The sequence below is a fragment of the Phycisphaerales bacterium genome (genome assembly GCA_035627955.1).
GTDB lineage: Bacteria > Planctomycetota > Phycisphaerae > Phycisphaerales > UBA1924 > JAEYTB01.
The window spans coordinates 316,538-337,902 of sequence record DASPKU010000001.1 but is presented as its reverse complement, the minus strand read 5'-3'; the positions used below and the strand labels follow the sequence as shown (position 1 = coordinate 337,902).

Here is a 21,365-nt window from a genome sequence, read left to right as displayed (position 1 = left end):
GGCGCGGTTCTCAGCAGTTGCCCCCCAAAGGGCAGCCGCGCACAGGAGCCCGGGGCAACGACGCTCCGAGCCACGCGACACGCCCACGGCGCCCTGCACCCCACTGCCGCTGGAACGGCAGTCCGCAGGGTCATCCTTATGGAGCCCGGTATGGATCGGAAGGACTTCCGTTCTCTCCTCTCGAAGTTCACGGGTACGAGCACGCGGCAGGCGTCCGCGACCTCTCGACTGCTGTCGAGCGTCGGGCGGGCGATGGGCCTGAACCTGCAGGCCTCGCGGACCGCATTTGAGAACCTCGAGCAGCGGCAGCTCCTCGAAGGCAGTATCAACAGCCCGCTCGCGTTCATCACCTTTGACGCCGAGGGGCGAGGGAACTCGATCCAGAACCCGAACGGGTCGGGCGTGATCAACCCCGCGGTTTCGTCGACGGACGACGACTGGTACAGCTTCCTTGCGCCGGCGACCGACTTCGTGACGATCCTGGCGGACACGTCGAATGAGACGCCATCGAGCAGCCTGAACACGCGGGTGGAGGTCTACAACGAGGCGGGGCTGCTGGTAGCCAGCGGCACGACGAACAACGGGCCGACCGCCGCGCCGGTGACCTCGGGACCGGCCAGCGACGGCTTTGCCAGCTTCATCGCCACGGCGGGCCAGTCATACCGCGTGAAGGTCAGCAGCGACTACCCGAATCCCAAGCCCAACCTGACGGCGAACAATACGTACACCCTCCGCATTGACGCGCGGACGACCCCCACGGACATCGGCGCCGAGCTGGCCACGGAGAAGGGTGTCGCCCGTGAGTTCGGCAGCCCGGTGCCGGATGACAGCGTGGTCCCGCCGATTCCGATCACGCCCATCCTCGGGCAGCTGGGCGGCGCCGGTCTGCCCGTCGAGTCGCGTCTGCGGCAGGACAGCATCGTCTACAAGCTGGTCATCCCCAGCGGCTCGCAGTACAACGACTTCGTCACGGTCAACGTGCAGTCGACCGACCCGAACCTGGCTCGCCGCCTCGATACGCGCGTCGAGGTCTACAACTCGCAGGGCGTGCTGGTCGCCAGCGACAACGATGCGGGCCGCATCAACGATGCGTTCACGACGCTGCGGGCCCGCCCCGGCGAGACGTACTACATCCGCGTCCGCAGCGACGAGATCCGCAACCCGAACATCAATCTCGCTACCGGGCCATTCTTCCTGGTGGTGGATGCGCTGACGGACGAGATTCCGATCGACCGCGTGACGCGCGTGGGCAATCTCACCGGGTCCATGCTCGGGTTCGGCGACCCGTCCACCGCCCCGAATCCGCAGATCCCCAACCCGCGTTTCCAGACACACTCGTGGGAGTTCACGTCGCTCGGCAGCGGCCGGACCATCATCAGCCTGACACCGGCCGGCCTGAGCCGGCTGACCGACGGCGCACTGCGCCTCTATGACAACGCCGGCAACCTCGTCGCCTTCAACAACAACTTCTCGGGTCTGAACCCGCAGATCAGCGCGGTGCTCGAGGGCGGCAAGCGGTACTTCCTCATCGTCGATGGGTTCGAGCTCAACAGCGGGACCACCTACAACCTGACGGTCGAGAGCAACCACACGATCGACACCAACATCCCGTTGGATGATCACCCGAATACCCCGCCGACGGGTGACGGCACCAACTACAACGCGACACGGCGCGCGTTCCAGCTCGCGACGGCGCTCATCTGGGGCGACGCCACGCCGGTGTTCGACCAGTTCGGCAACGTGGTCCGCGATCACGGGCTGCTCACCACGGCCACCGGGCAGGGCCGCATCGAGGGCGCCGGCGACACGGACATCTTCCAGTTCGTGCCGCAGGTCAGCATGCTGGGCAACTACGACGGCGACAACGACGATGCGGGCACCTCCCTGTTCGTCGGCGGCGCGTTCGACTTCGCGCAGGCTCCCAACCCGTGGCCGACCTTCAGCCGCAACCTCGCGATCTGGGATGCGGCCGACTGGTTCGCCGTGGGCGATCAGCGGCAGGCGACGCCCACCGATCTTCTGGGCTTCCAGGACAACCCCGATACACCCGGCACGGCCCGGGCTGAGATCTACGCCCTGTATGACTGGGACCTGGACCCCGAGAGCGAGCCTGCGGACGGTCTGACGGACCATGTGCTGGTCGTCGGCGGCGACTTCGACCTGAAGTTCGTCGATCCCACGGGACAGATCGTCACGGTGAAGAACCTTGCGATCTGGATCCAGGACCCCAACACCGGCAACTTCGGCTGGCTCACCCTGGGCGACACCGACGGTCCGGTCCGCGCGATCACTTCGTACAACCCCGGCGAGTTCGACTCCAACGGCTCGCTGCCGGGCGGCGAGGAAGATGATCCCAACGCGATTCCCGGCGACGACGAGGGTGCGCCGCAGCTGTTCATCGGCGGATCGTTCACGTCGGTCGGCGGCGGAACCGCGGCGAACAACATCGCGTTCTTCGACCTGAACTTCGGCTGGAACCCGATGGGCAACGGCGTGAACGGCACCGTGCACGCGCTGACCACGTACGACTTCGCCGATCCCAACGCGGAGCGCGCCTTCCAGGACAATGAGCCTCCGACGCCGGACATCCGCTTCGTCGCGGATACTCCGGACCGTCCTCTGTCGCTGATTGTGGGCGGCGAGTTCTCCAATGCTGATGGCGTGGCCGCGGGCAACATCGCCGCGTGGAACGGCGTGAACTGGGAGAACCTGGGCACCGGTCGCGTTGGCGCGATCCCCGGCGACCCCGACCCGGACGACGACGGCGTTCCGAACGTGCCGCCCTTCGGCGGCACGGCCCCTGTGTTCAATCTGAATGGGCCGGTGTTCTCGCTCGCGGTGTTCGACTCGGGCGATCCGGACGGTGATCAGCCGGAGGGCGAGCCCGACTTCGAGGCCGTGCAGGAGGGCGTGCTGTACATCGGCGGACGGTTCACGCAGGTGAACGGTCAGGCGATCGGCCCGAACCTCGTTGCGTTCGGCTATGTGGCGCCGTTCGATCTGGCGGACCCGGATGAGCCGATCGACCCGCAGGCCGACATCTACAACCCCCGCCTGATCCACGGCAACTTCGGGCTGTTCGCGGGCGCGGCGGGCGAGAGCGTTCTGTCGATGACGGTGTGGGACCCGCCGAACCTGAACGGGAACGAAATCGATCCGCTGCTCGTGGTCGGCGGCGACCTGCAGAGCATCGGGAACTTCGGTATCACCAACGGCATTGACGTGCCGGTGGTGACACTGTCCGGCGGCACCTCGGGCGTGGTCCGCGCCGTGGTGGCCATGACCGACGAGCAGGCGCCGGACATCTCCGTGGCCATCGCCGAGACGCCGCAGCAAGTGCTGTACGTCGGCGGCGACTTCGAAAGCGTGTTCGACGGCGACGGCAACGAGTGGGACGCCTTCCACGTTGCGCAGTTCTCCGGCCACAACCTGGGCCAGGGCGACTTCTTCGAGTGGGTCACCCCGCTCAACACGGGCGAGCCGAACATCACGGCCCGATTCGGTCTGCCGGGCGTCAACTCCGGCGTCTGGAACCTGGACCAGAACGCGCCGGCACCGACGGTGTTCGCGCTGGCGTCGTTCGACGACGGCAACCCCTTCGAGTACGACCGGCACGACCGCCGCTCCACCAAGCTGCAGCTGGTGCTGCAGCCCGAGGGCGCCTCGTTCCTGAACACGCGGGTGCGCGTGTTCGACTCGAACTTCAACCTGGTCTACGACTTCACGCGCCCGGGCAGCGAGACCATCGCGCCGCCGTTCCCCGATCCGTCGGGCATGATCAACGGCGCGCTGCAGGCTCCGCCCGATGCGCCCGGCGGCGGCTTCAACGTCCAGCTGGAGGGCATCGAGGTCTGGGCGGGTGAGACGTACTACATCGAGGTGAGCGGCACGGGCACCGGCCGCTACTCCTTCAGCGTGACCTCCGCGGCTTCGGCGCCGGACATCGATGGCGACGGCGTCCAGGACGACGTCAACTCGCAGTACGCCGAGGAGCCCGACGAGGGCGAGTTCTCCAACGCGTTCAACTTCTCGATCAACACGACCCTGATCAACGGCGACGGGACGAACTACCGCAACTCGGCCGCGGTGCCGCCCGGCACGCCCCCCAACGGCAATGCGAACCGGACCTTCCACGTCACCCCGTCGCTCAACGACGTGATGACCGAGGGTTACGACATCGGCAACATCCACGACCGCGATGACGTGGACATCTACAGCTTCCGCGCCGAGTTCACCGGTTTCGTCGAGATCCGGATCGACACGGCGTTCCTGCTGGATGAGTTCGGGTTCAGCCTCCAGGGCACGCACCCGCAGGACTTCGAGGGTCTGCAGAAGATCATCACCAGCTACCTGGACGCGGCGCTGCGGGTCTTCCGCAACGACTTCGTGCAGGTCGGCTACAACGACGACAACATGTACGCCCCGGGCGACTTTGTCCTGAATGCTGACGGGGACAAGATCATCAGCGGCGGGACGACGGTTGGGACGATCGGCGGCGTGCTGCCCAACAACGACCAGGAGCCCAACGACACCCGCGATCCGGCGGACCCCGACCGCTTGTACGCGCTGTTCACGCAGCGCGACCCGCGCGTGGTCATCCCCGTGGTGGCCGGCAACTTCTACTTCGTGCAGGTGGAGAGCGGGCAGAAGTGGCGGAACGGGCGCGAGGACGACCCCGACGCCCGCGTCGAGGTCATCGACCGCGAGCGCGAGGCTCGGGTGGACCATGGCGCGTACCGCCTGATCATCAACCAGATGCCCAACCAGAACGCGGAGATCGTCAACGGCCAGCAGGTCCTTGACGATCACGCCAACGCGGGCGGCACGGGGAGCGACCAGCTCGCCACCCCGATCCTGCTGGGCGACAACCAGGCCGACTCGCTCACCAATGGGCGCGGGTCGATCACCGGCGTGATTCGCAACACCCCGCTCAACCCCAACGACATCGACCAGTTCATGGTCATCGCTCCCGGCCCGGGCGCGATGAAGATCGACGTGGTGCCCACCGGCGCCGGCAACGGGCTGCTCCCGCAGTTCGCTGTGTTCCGCTACAACAGCTTCGGGTGGATCGACAACGCGGCCGCGGGCGTTGGCGCCCCGCGTGCGGGCGGCGGCGTGACCTTCACGCTCAACGCCGCGGCGGGCGAGAAGTTCCTCATCCGCGTGTTCGGCCAGGGCGGCAGCCAGGGCGCGTACCGCGTGGACGTGTCGGGCGTGCCCGCGATCGATGACCACGCCGATGCCATCAAGTTCGGCGAGGCCACCGAGATCGAGTTGTTTGACTTCCAGGGACTGGGCAACGCCTCCGGCCGCATCGAGTCGCCTGGCGACAGCGACGCGTTCAAGTTCCGCGTCAGCGGGTTCGAGCCCTTCACCCTTGCGGTGGATTCGCTCGACCCGACATTGAACCCCGAGGTGACCATCTACGAGGTCGGCGAGGACGGCTCGGGCAACCCGGTGCTGATGCGCATCGGTGTGGCTACCGGCGACGGCGGCTCGGTCCGCTTCCCGGTCACGCCCGACCGCCGCATCCTGGACCAGAACGGCGACGTGCTCCGCGAGTACCCCTTCTACTACGTCGTGGTGCGCGGCACCGACCCGGTCGGCGGGTTCGGCCGTTACACGCTGGGCATCACCTTCACGCCCACCGACGACCACCCGGATGGCGATACGGACCTCGACGGCACGTTTGACAACGGCGAGTTCAATGTTGCGACCCGCATCGCGCTGGATTCCGGCACGGGCCAGGGCAATGCGACCGGCAGCATCGAAGTGGCGACCGACAGCGACCTCTTCGTATTCACCGCGCCGGCAGGCGGCTCGGCTTCGATCGTCGTGTCTCGCCCGAACGGCTCCACCATCCGCACCCGCGTCACCATCCTTGATGCCAACGCGAACGTGATCACCAGCGGGCTGGCCGCGGATGATCTCATCGCCGGCACCGCCATCGCGACGTTCACGGCGGTCCGCGGCGTCACGTACTTCGTAGTGGTCGAGGGCTTCGAGGACCCGCTGAACCCCAACGTGAACACGACCACCACGGGCGACTACACGGTCAGCGTGATCGCGCCGCCGGTGGACGACTTCCCCAACGAGGGCGAGTTCAGCCTGGCGAACGCTGCGTCCAACATCCCGCTGAGCTTCAGCACCGGCAAGGGCCAGATCGGCGGCACCGCCGGCGGCGACCCGCTCAACCCGCGGTTCGAGTACGCCGGGGACTCCGACCTCTTCACCTTCACCACCATCCGCAACGGCACCGTGACCATCACGATGACGCCCTTTGATACGGCCGCGGGCCGCATCGCGCCGTCGATGAAGGTCTTTGATGCCCAGGGCAATCTGATCCTGACCTCGGCCCCGGCCGGGCGTCTGGAGACGATCACCCTGACGATCCCCGGCGCCGTCGCAGGGACGAGGTACTACATCCTGACGGACGCGCTCACGGGCGTGCCGCTGACCACCGAGACCGGCGAGTACAGCCTCAGCGTCTCGGGCCCGGCCAGCACGGGCGGCAACGGGAACACCCCCGACGCCATCGACTTCAACGCCCCCACCGTGATCAACCTCAACCCGCGCACGGGCGACGGGCAGGCTTCGGACGTGATCGATGTGATCAACGACCGTGACCTGTTCCGCTTCACAACTACCGCGGCGGGCAAGGTGTTCGTGCAGCTGCAGGCCAACACCGGCTCGCTGCTGCGGGCCTCCATCCGCGTGCTGAACGCGGCTAACGAGGAGGTCTCGTCCGAGGTCGCCTTCGACTCCGACGGCGCACCCGGCTCGATCGCGTACCTCACCTTCGAAGGCGCGGCGACCAGCACCTACTACATCGTGGTCGACGGCCTGGGCGACAGCGTGGGCTCGTACACCGTCAAGGTGAACACACAGCCGCTGGTCAACCAGCTCGTGTACCCCGAGGGCTTCGCCAACGAGAACATCCGTGAGTTCGTATCGATCGTCAACCCCAACGACGAGGATGTGACCTACACGATTGTCCTGCGGTACGAGTACGGCGAGCTGGAGACGGTGGTCGCGACCCGCACCATCCGCGCCAACTCGCGTGACGGCCTCACGATCATCGACCCCAACAACGTCGTCCCCGGCCTGCGCTTCAACGTGCCGTACGCCATCGTGATCAACTCCAGCAAGCCACTGGGCGCGACGCTGGCGCACTACGACTTCGGCAACGGCCTGGGCGACAGCTTCACCGAGACCACCGCGTCCACCTTCAACTTCGCCCGCGTCGAGAAGGACCCGGGCGTCCGCGACTTCATCGTCTTCTACAACCCCAACAACTTCGCGGTCAACGCGACGCTCACCGCGAACGTGGACGGCGTGTCCAAGTCGGTCACGATCCAGTTCGGGGCGAACCGTCGCGGCGGCTTCTCCATCAACAGCCTCGCCGACTTCCCGGTGGGCGTCTATGGGGCGACCCTCACGGTCACCCCCGTGAACCCCGCCAACAACGCGGCGTTCATCGGCGTCGTCGCGTCGCTCAGCCACTACAACCTGGTGGAGACCAGCGCCATCGGCCTGCTGGGCGAAGCGGGGGCGGGTTCGACCGCTGGCGTGATCACCAACATCTCGCACGGCGACGCCGTGAAGTCGGAGGTCAACTTCTACAACCCCGGCAACTCGCCGGCGACCCTGACGCTGACGGGTACCTATGTCCGCAACCCCGGCCTGCCCACCTTCAACCGCACGATCCTGATCCCGGCCCGTTCGACCGTCCGCCTGACCGGCGACACGCTCGGCCTCACGCCGGACCAGCCCGTGGGCCTCACCTACACCTCCAACGTGCCGATCGTTGCCTCGAGCGTCGAGAACCAGCACGGCGACGCGAACTCCACCAACGCCAGCACCGTCGCGGCCAACCAGATCTTCTTCGGTGACGCCTTCATCGACGCCCGCTTCCCCGGCCGCCAGCAGGAGTCGCTCTTCTTCTACAACCCCGGCAACATCGACAACGACATCACCATCCGCATCGCGTTCGTCGACGGCACGGTCGAGACGCTCACGCGGACGGTCAACGCCAACGGCTTCCTGGAGGTCCGCCTCGAGGAGCTCGAGGAGATCATCGGGAAGAACAAGCGTCTGTTCTTCGGCGTCGACGCCTCCAGCAACTCGCCGTTCGTCGCCAGCATGACGCACTACGACCTGGACCTCAACGGCGGCTGGTCGACCATCGGCGTGCCTTTCGGCATCCTCACCCCGCTGAACAAGATCAGCTGATCAGCGGCGACAGCTAGCATCACCTCAGGCCCGGGCCTCACCGCCCGGGCCTGTTTCATTTGGTGCGGCGTTGCGGCAGCACCAATGAAAAGCCCTCGCAGCTGGGCGAGGGCTCGATGGGGCGGTTGATCGCTCTATGCGTGTGAGCGGAAGCACGACCGTCAGAGGACGGTCATGGCACGGGTCCGGTTACTTTGACAGGGCCGCGGCGAGGCGGGTGCGGTCGCTGGAGAACGACGCGATGTCCTTCGCGTAAGAGCCGATCATGTTCTTCGTGGCCGCCGTGCAGTTGGGGTTCTCCACAAGGGCGATGGCGACGTTGGTCTTGTCGGTGCTGTAGCCGCCGTCGCGACGGAGCAGGTAGACGATGCGATGCTGGTCGATCTCCTCAAGGTCGTCTTTGCGGGCGATGGTGGTGAGGGCCGCGGTGCGCTCGTCAGAGAAACTGATGGCCTGGGCCGCGCGGATGGCGCCGGTGTACTTGCCCTCGGGCAGGACGACGGTGGCGGGCTCCTCGTGCCGGCTGACGATGATGCAGCCGGGAAGCAGCGCGGCGGAGGCAACGACCGCGAGCACAATCGAGCGGGACAGGACGGACTTGACGGTGGGGTTCATGGGCTCTCCTGGAGTGGTGCTGGGTTGGTGATCGCTAACAGCGTACAGAGTGATACGGCAGAGGATGGGTTGCGTTTCAGGGGTGTGCAGGCTGCGGCGACCACGGTGTCGCAAGTGCCTCCCCGGAGGTCGTTTGCGTATGGGTGGGAGGATCGCAGAGGAGGGCAGAGGAGGGCAGAAGACTCGCTGATTCCGAGCTTCGGGCCTTCGGTCTTCCCTTCGCGCTCTTCGCGTTCCATGCCCCCGCAAGCTACCCTTCGCCCATGCCATTGACCCGTGATCAGATCACCATGCGTGCGGCGAAGGAGCTGAGGGACGGTTACATCGTTAACCTGGGCATCGGGATGCCGACGCTCGTGGCGAACTACGTGCCCGCGGGGATGGACGTGTGGCTGCAATCGGAGAACGGGCTGCTGGGCATCGGGCCGTTCCCGTCCGAGGCCGAGGTCGACGCGGACCTCATCAACGCCGGCAAGCAGACGGTGACAGCCCGCACGGGCGCGTCGTTCTTCTCGTCGGCCGAGTCCTTCGGCATGATCCGCGGCGGGCACATCGACCTGTGCATCCTCGGGGCCATGCAGGTCTCGCAAGAGGGCGATCTCGCGAACTGGATGGTGCCGGGCAAGATGGTCAAGGGCATGGGCGGCGCGATGGACCTGGTTGCGGGCGTCAAGCGCGTCGTCGTCACCATGGAGCACACCGCCAAGGGCGCGGCCAAGCTCGTCAAGCAGTGCTCGCTGCCGCTGACGGGACGCCGGTGCGTGGACATGGTGATCACCGAGCTGTGCGTGCTGGAGATGGACCCCGCCGCCCGCCGCTTTGTCCTGAAGGAGCTCGCGCCCGGCGTGAGCGTGGATGAGGTGAAGAGCAAGACTGAGGCGGAGCTGATCGTGCGGGAGCCCAAGACGATCGAGGTATGAGCAGGAAGCCCAAGCGTGAGCGCGGGCATCTCCGCGCTTGGCGGCGATACGTGGCGCGTCCGCAATACGCAATCACAAGGTGCACCGTATGGCCGCGAGGACGCGGCCATGCCCTCCCTGACGGTCAGGCTTCCTGCAGCGCAGCCGATGTACCGCGTCCGGCGAGGTAGCCGCTGGCCCAGGCCCACTGGAAGTTGAAGCCGCCGATGCGGCCGTCGACGTCGAGGATCTCGCCGCACAAGTGCAGGCCCGGGCAGACGCGGCTTTCCATGGTGGCGAGGTTGACCTCGGAGAGCGGGACGCCGCCGGCGGTGACCTCGCAGTAGGTGTAGCCGCGGTCGCCGGTGATGGGCAGCGGGAGCGCCGCGCACGCGGTGACGAGGGCGCGGCGGTGGTCCTTGGACAGCTGCGAGACGGGCTGCGCCGCGTCGACGCCTGCGAGCGTGCACAGCACGCGGGCGAGTCGCTCGGGGAGTGGCTCGTCGCCAAGTAGTGGCAGCTCGGTGAGCCAGCGGGCGAGGCTGAGCCTGCTGGTGCGGGCGGCGACGAGGGCGGCGTCGAGCTGATCGTGAGTCGCGCCGGGCAGGAAGGAGATCACCAGTTGGGCGCCGGGGTCGTCGATCTTCGCGGCCGTGTGATAGCGGCTGATGTCCAGGACGCTGGGGCCGCTGAGGCCAAAGTGGGTGAGCAGGGTGGAGTTTGTAAAGCTCTTGAGCTTCTTGCCTGTGGAGGCACGCAGCTCGAGCGTGCAGTTGCGGGTGAGGCCGGAGAGGGTGGTAAGCGGGTGGTCTTTAGGGATGGTCAGCGGCACGAGGGCGGGGAAGATGCGGTCGGTGGTGGTGTGGCCGAGGGAGCGGGCGAACTCGTAGCCCTTGCCGTCGGAGCCGGTGAGGGGGAGGGCGCGGCCGCCGGTGGCGAGGATGATGCGCCTGGCTGTGATGCAGGTGAATGCATCCACCGCGGAGTGTGCGTAGGGGGCGGAGGTACGCGGAGTTGAAGGCTGAGTGTGTTGATCGCGCTCGATGACGAAGCCGTCTTGCGTGCGGTTGATCGACGCGACCCGCCAGGGGTTGATGAGCTCGACGCGGGCGTTGCTGGCGGCGCGGTGAAGGGCGTTCAGAATGGTGTTCGCGTCGTCCGTGGTGGGGAAGAGCTTGCCTGTCTCTTCGCGTTTGAGCGTGACGCCGAGTTCTTCGAAGAAGGCGACGGTCTGTGGCACGTCGAAGCTGCGGAGGACCTTGCGGATCGCGTTGGGTGAGGAGCCGGCGTACTGCTGCTCGTCAACCTGGTAGTGCGTGACGTTGCAGCGGCCGCCGCCGGCGACGAGGATCTTGGCTCCGAGTTTCTTAGCGCCGTCGAGGGCGATGATGCGGGTACCGGGCGCGGCCTTGCGACCGGCCCAGATGGCGGCGAAGAGGCCGGCGGCGCCGGCGCCGATGATGGCGATGTCGCAGGGACCGGTCATGCGCCGATGCTCAGCCAAACACGATCATGAGGACATGATCGTGGCACATCAGAGCTCCGCCAGCCGCTTCTGGGTTTCCTGCGTCAGCAGGTCGCGGAACAGGTCGTCCATGTCGCCGGCCATCAGGTCGCGGAGGGAGTACTGACCGGGGAGGCGTTCGTCGGCGACAATGCCCTCCTTCCAGCGGTAGGTGCGGATTTTCTCGCTGCGGTCGCCGGTGCCGATCTGGCCCTTGCGGGCCGCGGAGCGCTCGGCGTGCTGGCGGCGCTGCTCGGCCTCGTAGAGCTTGGCCATGAGGAGGCGGCGGGCACGCTCGCGGTTCTGCTGCTGGCTCTTGGCCTCCATCATCTTAATGATGATGCCGGTGGGCTTGTGGTGGATCTGCCAGGCGGTCTCGACCTTGTTGACGTTCTGCCCGCCGGGGCCCTGGGCGCGCGTGGCGAACTCCTCGACGTCGTTGGCCCAGTCGATCTTGAGGTCGACCTCCTCGGGCTCGGGCAGCGTGGCGACGGTTGCCGTGCTGGTGTGGATGCGGCCCTGGGCTTCGGTGGCGGGCACGCGCTTAACGCTGTGCACGCCCGCCTCGAACGCGAGCTCGCTCCACACGCCGTCGCCCTTGACGTTGATCACGGCCGAGCGAATTCCCCCCACTCCCTCCTCGGGCGTGACCTCCAGGGGCTCGAACGACCAGCCGCGCTTGCTCGCGTAGCGCTGGTACATGTCGATGAGGTCGCGTGCCCACAGCGAGGCCTCGTCTCCGCCGGTGCCGGCGCGGACCTCGAGCATCACCGAGCCCACGCGCCGGTCGTCGGTGGTGACCAGGCGCGAGAGGACCTCCTGGATGAGCGTGGCCGCCCGGCCCTTGAGGGCCGGGAGCTCCGCTTTGGCGAGGGCAACGAATTCAGGGTCCTTGTTTTCGGTGACGGCCTGCTCGAGGTCGGCGATCTCTTTCTCCAGTGCGGCGAACTCGCGGTAGCCGCTGACGACCGGCGTGAGCGCGGCCCGCTTGATGGAGGCGTCGCGGACGCGTTTGTGGTCGGTGAGGACCTGGGGGTCCTCGAGCATGGCCGCGAGCTCCTGCTCGTTTTTGGAGAGGGCGTGGAGCTTCTCGAAGACGCGGGCGGGCACGTGCGGGGCAAGCTTCGAGGCGACCTGGGACATCAGGGGAGGGTAGGTCGATGTACACTGGCTTCGAGTGGGGCGTTGGGGTGGAAGGGAAGCACCGCATGCGGAGGCTCGTCTGGCTGTTGGCGCTGCTGGTGGGGACGGCCCCGGCATTCACCGCCCCGGTCTTTGCCCAGGGATCGGATGTTCCGGATGAGCCGCCGCGGCCCATCGATGCCGAGCCTGCGCCCGAGGAGGCGACGACCGAGGCGGTGTTCCTGGAGGCGTGGCGGGTGACGCGCACGGCGTTCTACGACCCCAAGATGCACGGCGTGGACTGGGAGGGGGTGAAGGATGAGCTGCTGCCACGGGCCCGGCGGGCCGAGAGCGCGGCCGAGTTGTCAGTGGTGATTAACGACGCACTGGCGCGGCTGAAGGCCTCGCACACGGCCCACTACCACCCGGGGCAGCGTGAGTACTACGAGATTCTCGATGTGTTCTTCCCCGATGGCGTGCCGCGTCGGCCGGGGTCGAAGATCAAGCCGGGGCGGGTGGAGTACGTGGGCATCGGGCTGGCTACGAAGACCATCGGTGGGAAGGTGTTCGCGTTCGATGTGTACGACGGCGGGCCGGCCGAGAAGGCGGGAATCCTCGCGGGCGACGAGCTGCTGGGTGTGGACGGCGGGGCGTGGGGGGACATCGAGCCCTTCCGCGAACGCGAGGGCGAGGAGGTGACGGTCACGATCCGCCGGCGCGAGGGCGAGGAGCCGCGCGAGGTAACTGTCACGCCGAAAAGGATCCGCCCGAAGGCGATGTTCACGGAGTCCATCCGCGACAGCGCGTCGCTGATCGAGCACAACGGCGGAAGGTGGCGTACGTGCGGATCCGGTCGTACGCGAGCCCGGCGTACCAGGATGCGCTGCGGGATGTGATGGAAACGCACTTCGCCCTGGCGCGGACCGAGCACCATGGGTTGCCGCTGATCCTGGACCTGCGCGCGGGGTGGGGCGGGGCGATGCCGCGGTACCTGGAGGTATTCAACAGCACCGTGCCGCGGATGGTGATGACCAGCCGCGAGGGCGAGTCGCACGAGCAGCGGCAGGCGTGGAATCCCCGAACGAACCCGGTGGTGATGCTGATCGACGGCGGCTCGCGGAGCGGCAAGGAGATCCTGGCGTACGGGTTCAAGAAGTCGAAGGTGGGTACGCTGGTTGGCGAGCGGACCGCGGGGGCTGTGCTGGCGGGGACGCTGCGGCCGCTGGCCGATGGGAGCGTGCTGTACGTGGCGGTAGCCGATGTGCACGTGGACGGCGACCGGCTCGAGGGCGTGGGCGTGGAGCCGGATATTGCGGTGGCGCGGGACCTTCCGTACGCGACCGGGAAGGACCCGCAGATACGCGCGGCGCTGGAGCACCTGACAACAAAGCAGAAGGAGTAGCGGCATGCGGGTATGTGTTGTGGGGGTGGCGGCGGTGCTTGCGGCGGGCGTGCCGGGGTATGCGCAGGTGCGGGCTCCGGCGGCCGACGGAAAGGCCGCGCAAGTTGCCCTGGAGGCGCCCGTCGATGTGTCGGAGGTGCTCGAACCGTTGCGGGAAACGGGCGAGCTGCCGGCGCTGGCGGTGGTCGTCACCCGCGGGCGGGAGGTGCTCGCGCAGGGCGTGACGGGCGTGCGAAAGGCCGGTGACGAGACGAAGGCGACGATGGACGACCGGTGGCACCTGGGGTCGTGCACGAAGTCGATGACGGCGACGCTGTGCGCTGTGCTGGTGGAGGAAGGGAAGCTGCGGTGGGATTCCACCCTTGGCGAGGTCTTTCCCGACGTTGAGAAGCACGAGCGGTGGAAGAGTGTGACGCTGGAGCAACTGCTGGCGCACCGGGCGGGCGTGGTCGCGAACCTGCCGCGCCCGGGCGAGTGGCTCGCGGCGGAGGGCGTGCGGGCGCAGCGTCAGACCGCGGTACGCGAGGTGCTCGCGAAGGAGCCGCTGCACGAGCCGGGGACCAAGTACCTTTACTCCAATGCCGGTTACGTGCTCGCGGGCGCCATGGCGGAGAAGGTGTGCGACGAGGCTTGGGAGGACCTCATGCGCGAGCGGGTATTCGAGCCGCTTGGCGTGCGTACCGCGGGGTTCGGGCCGCCGGGCAGGAAGCGCGAGGTGGACCAGCCCTGGGGGCACCGCCGCGACGGCTCACCGACGCGCACCGACAACCCCGCGGCCATGGGTCCCGCGGGCACCGTGCACGCGTCACTGGCGGACTGGGGTAGGTACATCGCCCAGCACACGGGGGGTCACCGCGCGGACCGGCCCGCGGGCACGTGGCTGCTCAAGCCTGAGACGTTCGCCCGCATCCACCGGGCGTACGAGGGGCCTGGCAACGACTATGGATTTGGGTGGGGGATCGTGAGGCGGCCGTGGGGCAAGGGCCCCGGCGGCGACGGCACGGTGCTCACGCACGCGGGCAGCAACACGATGTGGTTCTGCGTGGTGTGGGCGGCTCCGGAGCTCGATATGGCGGTGCTGGTGGCGACGAACGTCGCGGGGGATAGCGCGTCGAAAGCTTGCGACCAGGCGGCGGGGGCGATGATCAAGCGGTTCATGAAACCGGCGGAAGCGGAGCCGTCGCAACCAGAGGCAAAGGGCGAGCGCTAAGCCTGGTCGATGCGCTCGACGCGGACCACCAGCGTGTCGTCCTGGGGTGGGCCGCCGCGGAAGGTGCGCACGTCGCTGACAACGCTCTCGGGCGGCGGGACTTTCTCCAGCATTCTGCGGAAGCCGTCAAGACCGAGCATGCGGTCGTCGGGCGTGCGGCTCTCGATGGCGCCGTCGGAGTAGCAGTAGAGCACGTCGCCCGCGTGCAGCGGGAGGCACTGCGTGCCGGACGTGAAGTCTGGCTCGTCGAGCACGCCGAGCATGGTCGCGGTTGCGTCGAGCGTGCGCCAGCCCGCGCCGCTGCGGCGTGAGAACAGCATGCCCGGCGGGTGGCCGGCGTTGGAGTACGTCACCGTGCCGCAAACGGGGTCCACGCGGACGCAGAGCGCGGTCGCGAAGATGCGGTCCGAGGCCATGGTGAGGCCAACGTACGAGTTGAGGGCGGCGATCACCTGCTCGGGCGCGGCCGCGGGGTTGACGCCGTAGACGCGGCTGAGCTCGGCGTGCAGGCGGTTGACGGCGAGGGCCGCGGCAATGCCGTGGCCGGTGACGTCAATGACGACGAGGTCGATGACGCCGCGGTCGCTGCGCCGTGCGTACAGGATGTCGCCGCCGATCTGGCGCATGGGCTCGTAGGCGAACTCGACGCGCACACTGCCGTCGCGGATGGGCAGCGGGAAAAGACGATCGTGGATGCGGCGAGCGGTGGACAGTTCGGCCGAGAGCTCGGCATACCGGGCACGGACGGCCCGGTTCATGAAGCCCTCGGTGAAGCGGCTGTTGCGCCACCAGGAGATGACGAGGCCGGGCACCACCACGGTCACCGTCACGAGCATGTGCAGGAGGAAGGCGGCAAGATCCGAATCGCCGGTGACAAGCGCCAGCACGGAAATAAACGTGAACACGAGCACAAAGGGCAGGATGGGGCGGATCGCCTCGCGCACCGTCCACGGGATCAAAAGGGCCGCGACGAAGTGGACCAGCAGGCTCGCGAGGAGCGGCGGGATCCCGAAACCCAGATGGAAGGTGCCGCCGTTCTCCTCGATGGCCCGGTTGATGAGTGCGGACAAGGCGAAGGCGGCGGGGATCTGCAGCAGTGTGAAGGCGATGATCAGGCGCCGAACCCGGTTGAGCAGCTGCTCTCGGGTGAACGGGCGCTTTGCCCACGCAACCTGGAGCAGGCGCACCAGCACGCCCCCGCAGCCGGCGAATGCAGCGGCGAGTCCGCCCAGCCTCCCGGGGCGGCTCAGGCTTGCAAGCTCCGCGCTGAAGTGCAGCTGGAGCACGCCGATGGCGAAGAGCATTGCCGCGACGACCCCGGCGAGGATCATGTAGCGGCTGCGGAAGTGGGACAGGCTCTCCGACTCGTACTCGGAGCGGAAGTCCTGCGGGACCTCGACCTCGTTCAGCAGGGGCGTGAGGGGCACGGGGCGAGGGTATCAGAACGTCGCGGTCTCGGGCGCCACCATGATGCAAGAGCACGACCGTCAGAGCGGTCGTGGCACATGCGATCAATCCAGCCAGTCTTTGGCCTTCAGCCGCTCGGGAACGTACGTCTCGGTGACGTAGCTGATGTCCTTGTTGATGAGCGACTCGACTTCCATCTTGAAGCCGTTGTCGAGCATCTTCTGGATTTCCTTCTGCCACTGCTTGTTCTCGGCGAACCACGGGTACGCGGCGATCTCCTTCGCCCGCTTGATGTCGTTGTCGCTGAGGTCGATCTTGACCGCCTCGGTGAGGTCGCACTGCACGTAGTCCTTGGCGCGGATGCCCAGGAACTTGGCCTCGGGGATCGCCAGGCGCGATGATTCGAAGGCGAGCGAAATCGAGCCCTGCTTGATCACCGAGTAGATGTAGTGCCCCCAGGGGTCGCAGTCGAGCAGGCAGATGATGGGGAGCTTGAGCTCCTGGTTGAAGCGCTGGAGGAGCCGCCGGCAGCCGCGCGGCGGCTGTCCGCCGCCGTGGGTGAGGATGCAGTTGTGCTCCTCCCAGAAGCGGTCCTCGTTGAATCGGTTCCAGACCGTGCCCTTCTCGACGTGGAGGACGAACTTGGCCTCGCACTTGCCGAACTCGATGACGTCGGGCTCGACGATGCTCGGGATGGCGTAGCCGCCGCTGCCCATGCGGCGGCAGTCGATCGCGTCGCCCTTGTCGATGATGGTGATGTTGCCCACCATGCTGCCGCGGTTGTCGGCGAAGATGTGGAGCTCTTCGCGGAGCGCGCCCAACGAGACCTCCAGGTCCTCGAGGATGGGGTCGCTCTCGTCCTGGGTGTCAAAGGTGTTCTCCTTCGTGCCCGCGACGGTGTGCTTGGCCTTGTAGAACACACCACGGAGGCTGGAGGTCTTGCCCGCGGCGATCAGGTCCTTGATGGTGCTGGCGTGCAGCATCGTCTGCATGAACTGCTTGGCCTGGTTGAGGCTGAACAGCTCGCGCTCGGCCGCGGCGTCGCCCATCTGGAGGATGCCCTTCTTCTTGTTCCAGATGGTGTTGGACTTGGTGCGCAGCGGGATCTCGATCTTGGGCTCCTTGCCCGAGAAGGTGCGCTTGGCCAGTTCGTCGGCGAGGCCGACGATCTTCTGCTGGGTGCGCGCGTCGCGCTCCTTGAGCCGCTTGTTCGCGCTGGTCTCGGGCTTCCCTGAACTCTTCTTCGCCATCGGGCACTCCGTCGCCGTAATCGTGTGGTCTGTTGGGTTCGTTGTGGATCAGCCGCCGGATTGCCGGCCCTCGATCGCGGTGAGCAGGCAGCCGGTGGCGAGGATCACCAGGTCGTTGATCTCGGGGTCATCCGCCAGCACGGCCACGCTCATGCGGAACACCAGCGGGTTGAAGTGCTGGCGGAACTTGGCGATCGGGGTGCCGTCGGTCTTGGTGAGCGTGAACTTCTGCGGGAAGAAGAACGCGACGAAGTCGAGGTAGCGGCGGCAGAACGCGGCGAAGGCGTTGTCCTCCTTCACCACCGCGACCTGGCGGTTCTTGTCGTCGAACATCAGCCACTCGTCGCGGAGGAACGTCGACGACAGCCCCTTGCGCCGCAGCGAGCCCATCGCGAAGCCGTCGGGCAGCGTGACGTCGTAGGTGGTGCTGAAGTCCAGCACGTGGCGGGCGCGGATCGAGACGAGCTCCTGCTGCATGGACTCGTCGGTGTAGATCCGGATGTCCTCCTTGATCTTGAAGGCCTTCTGCTTGCAGTACCCCGCGAGGTTGCCACTGGGGTCGTAGATGTGGAAGGCGGCGCCGAAGATCTTGAAGACCTTGCGGCGGATGGTGTAGGACTCGCCGGGCTGGATGTTGAAGGCGAGTTTGCGGCCGGTGGACGGTGTGGTGGCGGTGGTCATTGAGATCCCCCTGGTATCTGATCCTCTCCGGTGCTTCTAATGAAGCTCTCGATGGCGGCCCTGAGCACCGGCGCATCCTCAATCGCGGCTTTCCAGACGCGGTCGAAGTCGATACCCCAGTACACGTGCACCAGCACGTTCCTCATTCTAAAGACCAGCTCCCACGGGATTCCGGGAAGTTGCTGTCGTCCCTCATCCGACATCCGGACGGCGGCCTCGCCGATCTCGTGCAACGCGTTTATCACCGCGCGCCGGAACATCGAATCGGATTCGAGATCGTCCCGCGTACGGCCGTTCAAGTACTCGGCGATATCAATCGTGGACTGCAGCATGTGCTGCATCCTCGCGCGATCGGTCGGACCGGTTGGGGCACGGTCCTTACGCGGCATACTGAACCATCGCTTTCGGTTCCACTTCGAGCCGATAAAGAGGCCCGAGCATCGCCGGTGTGTGAAGGTGAACTTCCCGGCCGAAAAGCGTGGAGAGCTCGATCTCCATCGCGGCGAACCCCAAGAGCCCGGGGCCGCCGCGAGGCGGGAACTCGACTAGCACATCGATGTCGCTCCCTGAACCGAACTTGTCAGTAACAATGGACCCGAACAAGCTGAAGCGCAGTACGTCATGCCGCCGACAGAAGGCGGCGATTGCGTCATTGTCGAAGTTGATCCCGTGCAACTGCATCAGAAGAGCCGTTCGTCCGCAGGTATCAGCTTCCCGTTCACCAGCCGCATTTTAGGCTTTGCGGCCTTACCTTCCGGCTGCTTGGGCGCGCCCTTCCCCTCGTGCTTCGTCTTACGGGCTGGTTTCTCGGGAGCCTTGCCCTTGCGGTCCAGCCGCTTGGGCTCGGCGACGTCCATCAGTTTCGGCTGGTCCTCATCATCACCCTTGGCGAGCGAGGCGACCTTGAGGGCCGCGGCCTCGGCCTTTGACAGCTTGCCCGTGGGCGGCTCGTCGGCCCGTGCAGTCGCAGGGCCCCCCGCCGCGACGTCCTCGACGATGATCACGCCGTCCTGGTCAGCAGGGTCTTCCTTGATTGCCCTGCCGTCCTCGTCCAGCTGCATGTCGGCGATAGCGGTGTGCTTCTTGGCTTGCGCCAGCAGGGCCTCGTACAGCTTCTTGGCGTCGGTGCCGTTGATCGCCTGCACGGCCTGCGAGATCTCGCCGATGTACCGCTCGAACACGTCGCGCCGCTCGCTCTGGCGGCGCATGGCCTGACGCTTCCGGAGGTACGTGCCCAGCTTGCGGCCGCACTCCATCAGCGCCAGCTTCATCTCCTTGCGGATCTCGTCGTAGTCCGCGATCGCTTCCTTGCTCTCGCTGGTGAAGGGCACCCACACGCTGGCCATGTGGATCATGATCACCAGCGGGCCCACGGGCAGGCTGCCGCGGGGCTGCTGCAGGTTGTAGTTCTTCCAGCTCGTCTCGGTCACGGCCTTGAACGACGAGCACGCGGACTGCTGGAACAGCAGCGGCACGCGGTTGGCGAAGCGGATGACGCGGGCGGAGTCGTCCGCGGGCAGCTCGCCGCCGAAGGCGATCGCGGCCTCGATGAGGAACGGCCGCCCGCGGTAGATCGCGGCCTCGCGCGAGGAGGCCGCGTAGAACTCGGCCCGCACGCCCTTGAGCATGCCCGCGAGCAGCTGCCGCACGCCGATCGGGGCCAGGCAGTCGGTGGGCGGGGGCAGGAGTTTCACCTCCTGGAAGCCCTTGTACAGGGCCTCGGCGTTCTCGGGCTCGATGTCGGCCACCTTGGTGCGGCTAGTCACCTTCTTGCCCGCGGCGGTGCAGAGCTCGCCGGCGGTCGAGGGCGAGACGCGGCAGAACTTCTCCTGCAGGAAGTTGTAGAGCGTGCCCCCCTTCTCGGCCTGCTCATAGTCCTTGAGCATCTGCAGCAGCGTGCCCAGCTCCACGCCCTTGGGGTGCGGCTGGATCTCCTTGGTCTCCGGCGGCAGCTCGTTCACCGCCCGCGGGAACACGACGAGGTCGCCGTAGTCCTCGGTGATCTTGGGCTTGGCGGGCTCGCTGCCTCCGGCACTGGTCGCCGCTGCGGCCGCGGCGTTCTTCTCAGCCTCCGCTGCGGCTCTCAGCGCCTCCGCCGCCTTCTTGCCGCGCAGCAGCGTCGGCTCTTCCTCCTCCGCGCTCTCGCGCGTGGGGCGGACGAAGGTGAACTTGGCGTGGGGGTTGGCGATGGCGGTGAGCTCGAGGAACTCGTCCACGCTGCCGCGCCCGCGCTGGTACTTGCCCTCCAGCTCGATGGTGACGCTGGTGCCGGTGGGGAAGTCGCGCTGCGAGAGGAACTCGTTCTTCTCGGAGAGCTCGCGCGTCGAGGGCGTCAGCACGCGGATCCGCTGCAGCGGGAAGTCCTCCGTCTCCTCGTCGAGCGTGACCTCGGCACGGTTCGTCTTGGTGTTGATCGCCAGCTCGATGTGGTGGGCCGGCTTGCTGGCCTTGGGGCGGGTCTGGATCAGCATCGGCTTGCCGGTGGTGATCAGCCCGTACATGCCCGCGGCCGAAATGCCGATGCCCTGCTGCCCGCGGCTCATCTTGAGGCGGTGGAACTTGGAGCCGTAGAGCAGCCGCCCGAAGATGTGCTCGACCTGGTGCCGCACGATGCCCGGGCCGTTGTCGACGATGGTGATGCGGTAGCGTGAGCTCTTCACCTCGCGCCCGCGGTCGGGCTGGAGGTCCTCGATCACCACGGTGATGTCGGGCAGGATGCCCGCCTCCTCGCAGGCGTCCAGCGAGTTGTCCACGGCCTCCTTGACCGTGGTCAGCAGGGCCTTGCGGGGGTTGTCAAAGCCCAGCAGGTGGCGGTTCTTGGCGAAGAACTCGCTCACGCTGATGTCGCGCTGGCGGGCCGCCATGGTCTCGGCCGTCACCTTCTGCTTGGGCTCTCTGGCGGAGTCCGCGGCCTTGCCGGCCCGCTCCACCGTCCGGTTCGCTGTCGTGCTCTTTGGCATGTCGTCCGTGGTCAGTGCTGGGGAAGCCATCAGTGCCGTCATCGCCCACGCCCTCCCTGGCTTGGGTGTCCTCTCTCTGGAAA

General features: G+C 67.0%; 14 protein-coding genes. 5 read left to right on the top strand and 9 right to left on the bottom strand.

Annotated features, from left to right (window positions below):
- The first annotated feature begins 150 nt into the window (after nucleotides 1-150).
- On the top strand, nucleotides 151-8,232 hold the full coding sequence (locus tag VD997_01355) for a hypothetical protein (GenBank protein ID HYE60617.1): 8,082 nt from the start codon (nucleotides 151-153) through the stop codon (nucleotides 8,230-8,232).
- Nucleotides 8,233-8,421: 189 nt separating this feature from the next.
- Here VD997_01355 and VD997_01350 read toward each other — a convergent pair whose 3' ends face one another.
- Entirely contained in the window at nucleotides 8,422-8,847 is a 426-nt protein-coding gene (locus tag VD997_01350) for a hypothetical protein (protein ID HYE60616.1), read from the bottom strand.
- Nucleotides 8,848-9,110: 263 nt separating this feature from the next.
- Here VD997_01350 and VD997_01345 point away from each other — a divergent pair, with 263 nt between their 5' ends.
- On the top strand, nucleotides 9,111-9,767 hold the full coding sequence (locus VD997_01345; GenBank protein ID HYE60615.1) for a CoA transferase subunit B: 657 nt from the start codon (nucleotides 9,111-9,113) through the stop codon (nucleotides 9,765-9,767).
- A 124-nt stretch (nucleotides 9,768-9,891) separates the two neighbouring features.
- Here the strand turns inward: VD997_01345 and VD997_01340 are convergent, their stop codons facing one another.
- Nucleotides 9,892-11,232: an aminoacetone oxidase family FAD-binding enzyme gene (locus tag VD997_01340; protein ID HYE60614.1), complete on the bottom strand. Its 1,341-nt coding sequence runs from the start codon at nucleotides 11,230-11,232 to the stop codon at nucleotides 9,892-9,894.
- A 48-nt stretch (nucleotides 11,233-11,280) separates the two neighbouring features.
- Nucleotides 11,281-12,393, bottom strand: a complete 1,113-nt coding sequence (locus VD997_01335) for a PCRF domain-containing protein (GenBank protein HYE60613.1) — start codon at nucleotides 12,391-12,393, stop codon at nucleotides 11,281-11,283.
- A 17-nt stretch (nucleotides 12,394-12,410) separates the two neighbouring features.
- Between VD997_01335 and VD997_01330 the strand changes: the two genes are divergently transcribed.
- From VD997_01330 to VD997_01320, 3 genes are read left to right on the top strand one after another with little or no spacing between them, the layout of a single operon-like run.
- Nucleotides 12,411-13,268, top strand: a complete 858-nt coding sequence (locus tag VD997_01330) for a PDZ domain-containing protein (protein HYE60612.1) — start codon at nucleotides 12,411-12,413, stop codon at nucleotides 13,266-13,268.
- Nucleotides 13,214-13,774: a S41 family peptidase gene (locus VD997_01325; GenBank protein HYE60611.1), complete on the top strand. Its 561-nt coding sequence runs from the start codon at nucleotides 13,214-13,216 to the stop codon at nucleotides 13,772-13,774. The genes VD997_01330 and VD997_01325 overlap by 55 nt, the downstream gene beginning before the upstream one ends.
- Before the next feature lie 4 nt (nucleotides 13,775-13,778).
- A complete protein-coding gene (locus VD997_01320) occupies nucleotides 13,779-14,984 on the top strand; it encodes a serine hydrolase domain-containing protein (protein ID HYE60610.1) in 1,206 nt (401 codons plus the stop codon).
- On the opposite strand, the gene VD997_01315 is transcribed toward VD997_01320, so the two are convergent.
- The 6 genes from VD997_01315 to VD997_01290 all read right to left on the bottom strand — a co-directional run bounded on the left by VD997_01315 (nucleotide 14,981) and on the right by VD997_01290 (nucleotide 21,312).
- Nucleotides 14,981-16,411, bottom strand: a complete 1,431-nt coding sequence (locus VD997_01315) for a PP2C family protein-serine/threonine phosphatase (protein ID HYE60609.1) — start codon at nucleotides 16,409-16,411, stop codon at nucleotides 14,981-14,983. The genes VD997_01320 and VD997_01315 overlap by 4 nt on opposite strands.
- A gap of 84 nt (nucleotides 16,412-16,495) precedes the next feature.
- Nucleotides 16,496-17,641 (bottom strand): DNA topoisomerase IV subunit A, encoded by a 1,146-nt coding sequence (locus VD997_01310; GenBank protein ID HYE60608.1) that lies wholly within the window; start codon nucleotides 17,639-17,641, stop codon nucleotides 16,496-16,498.
- A 48-nt stretch (nucleotides 17,642-17,689) separates the two neighbouring features.
- On the bottom strand, nucleotides 17,690-18,322 hold the full coding sequence (locus VD997_01305; GenBank protein ID HYE60607.1) for a hypothetical protein: 633 nt from the start codon (nucleotides 18,320-18,322) through the stop codon (nucleotides 17,690-17,692).
- Nucleotides 18,319-18,654: a HepT-like ribonuclease domain-containing protein gene (locus VD997_01300; GenBank protein HYE60606.1), complete on the bottom strand. Its 336-nt coding sequence runs from the start codon at nucleotides 18,652-18,654 to the stop codon at nucleotides 18,319-18,321. Before VD997_01300 ends, VD997_01305 begins: the two co-directional genes overlap by 4 nt.
- Nucleotides 18,655-18,700: 46 nt before the next feature.
- On the bottom strand, nucleotides 18,701-19,003 hold the full coding sequence (locus VD997_01295; protein HYE60605.1) for a nucleotidyltransferase domain-containing protein: 303 nt from the start codon (nucleotides 19,001-19,003) through the stop codon (nucleotides 18,701-18,703).
- On the bottom strand, nucleotides 19,003-21,312 hold the full coding sequence (locus VD997_01290) for a DNA topoisomerase VI subunit B (GenBank protein HYE60604.1): 2,310 nt from the start codon (nucleotides 21,310-21,312) through the stop codon (nucleotides 19,003-19,005). Before VD997_01290 ends, VD997_01295 begins: the two co-directional genes overlap by 1 nt.
- Nucleotides 21,313-21,365: the final 53 nt, after the last annotated feature.

What these genes read in the sequence shown, in the direction of transcription:
- VD997_01355 (HYE60617.1), top strand. Translation starts at nt 151, where the DNA reads ATGGATCGGAAGGACTTCCGTTCTCTCCTCTCGAAGTTCACGGGTACG.
- VD997_01350 (HYE60616.1), bottom strand. Translation starts at nt 8,847, where the DNA reads ATGAACCCCACCGTCAAGTCCGTCCTGTCCCGCTCGATTGTGCTCGCG.
- VD997_01345 (HYE60615.1), top strand. Translation starts at nt 9,111, where the DNA reads ATGCCATTGACCCGTGATCAGATCACCATGCGTGCGGCGAAGGAGCTG.
- VD997_01340 (HYE60614.1), bottom strand. Translation starts at nt 11,232, where the DNA reads ATGACCGGTCCCTGCGACATCGCCATCATCGGCGCCGGCGCCGCCGGC.
- VD997_01335 (HYE60613.1), bottom strand. Translation starts at nt 12,393, where the DNA reads ATGTCCCAGGTCGCCTCGAAGCTTGCCCCGCACGTGCCCGCCCGCGTC.
- VD997_01330 (HYE60612.1), top strand. Translation starts at nt 12,411, where the DNA reads ATGTACACTGGCTTCGAGTGGGGCGTTGGGGTGGAAGGGAAGCACCGC.
- VD997_01320 (HYE60610.1), top strand. Translation starts at nt 13,779, where the DNA reads ATGCGGGTATGTGTTGTGGGGGTGGCGGCGGTGCTTGCGGCGGGCGTG.
- VD997_01310 (HYE60608.1), bottom strand. Translation starts at nt 17,641, where the DNA reads ATGGCGAAGAAGAGTTCAGGGAAGCCCGAGACCAGCGCGAACAAGCGG.
- VD997_01305 (HYE60607.1), bottom strand. Translation starts at nt 18,322, where the DNA reads ATGACCACCGCCACCACACCGTCCACCGGCCGCAAACTCGCCTTCAAC.
- VD997_01300 (HYE60606.1), bottom strand. Translation starts at nt 18,654, where the DNA reads ATGCTGCAGTCCACGATTGATATCGCCGAGTACTTGAACGGCCGTACG.
- VD997_01295 (HYE60605.1), bottom strand. Translation starts at nt 19,003, where the DNA reads ATGCAGTTGCACGGGATCAACTTCGACAATGACGCAATCGCCGCCTTC.
- VD997_01290 (HYE60604.1), bottom strand. Translation starts at nt 21,312, where the DNA reads ATGGCTTCCCCAGCACTGACCACGGACGACATGCCAAAGAGCACGACA.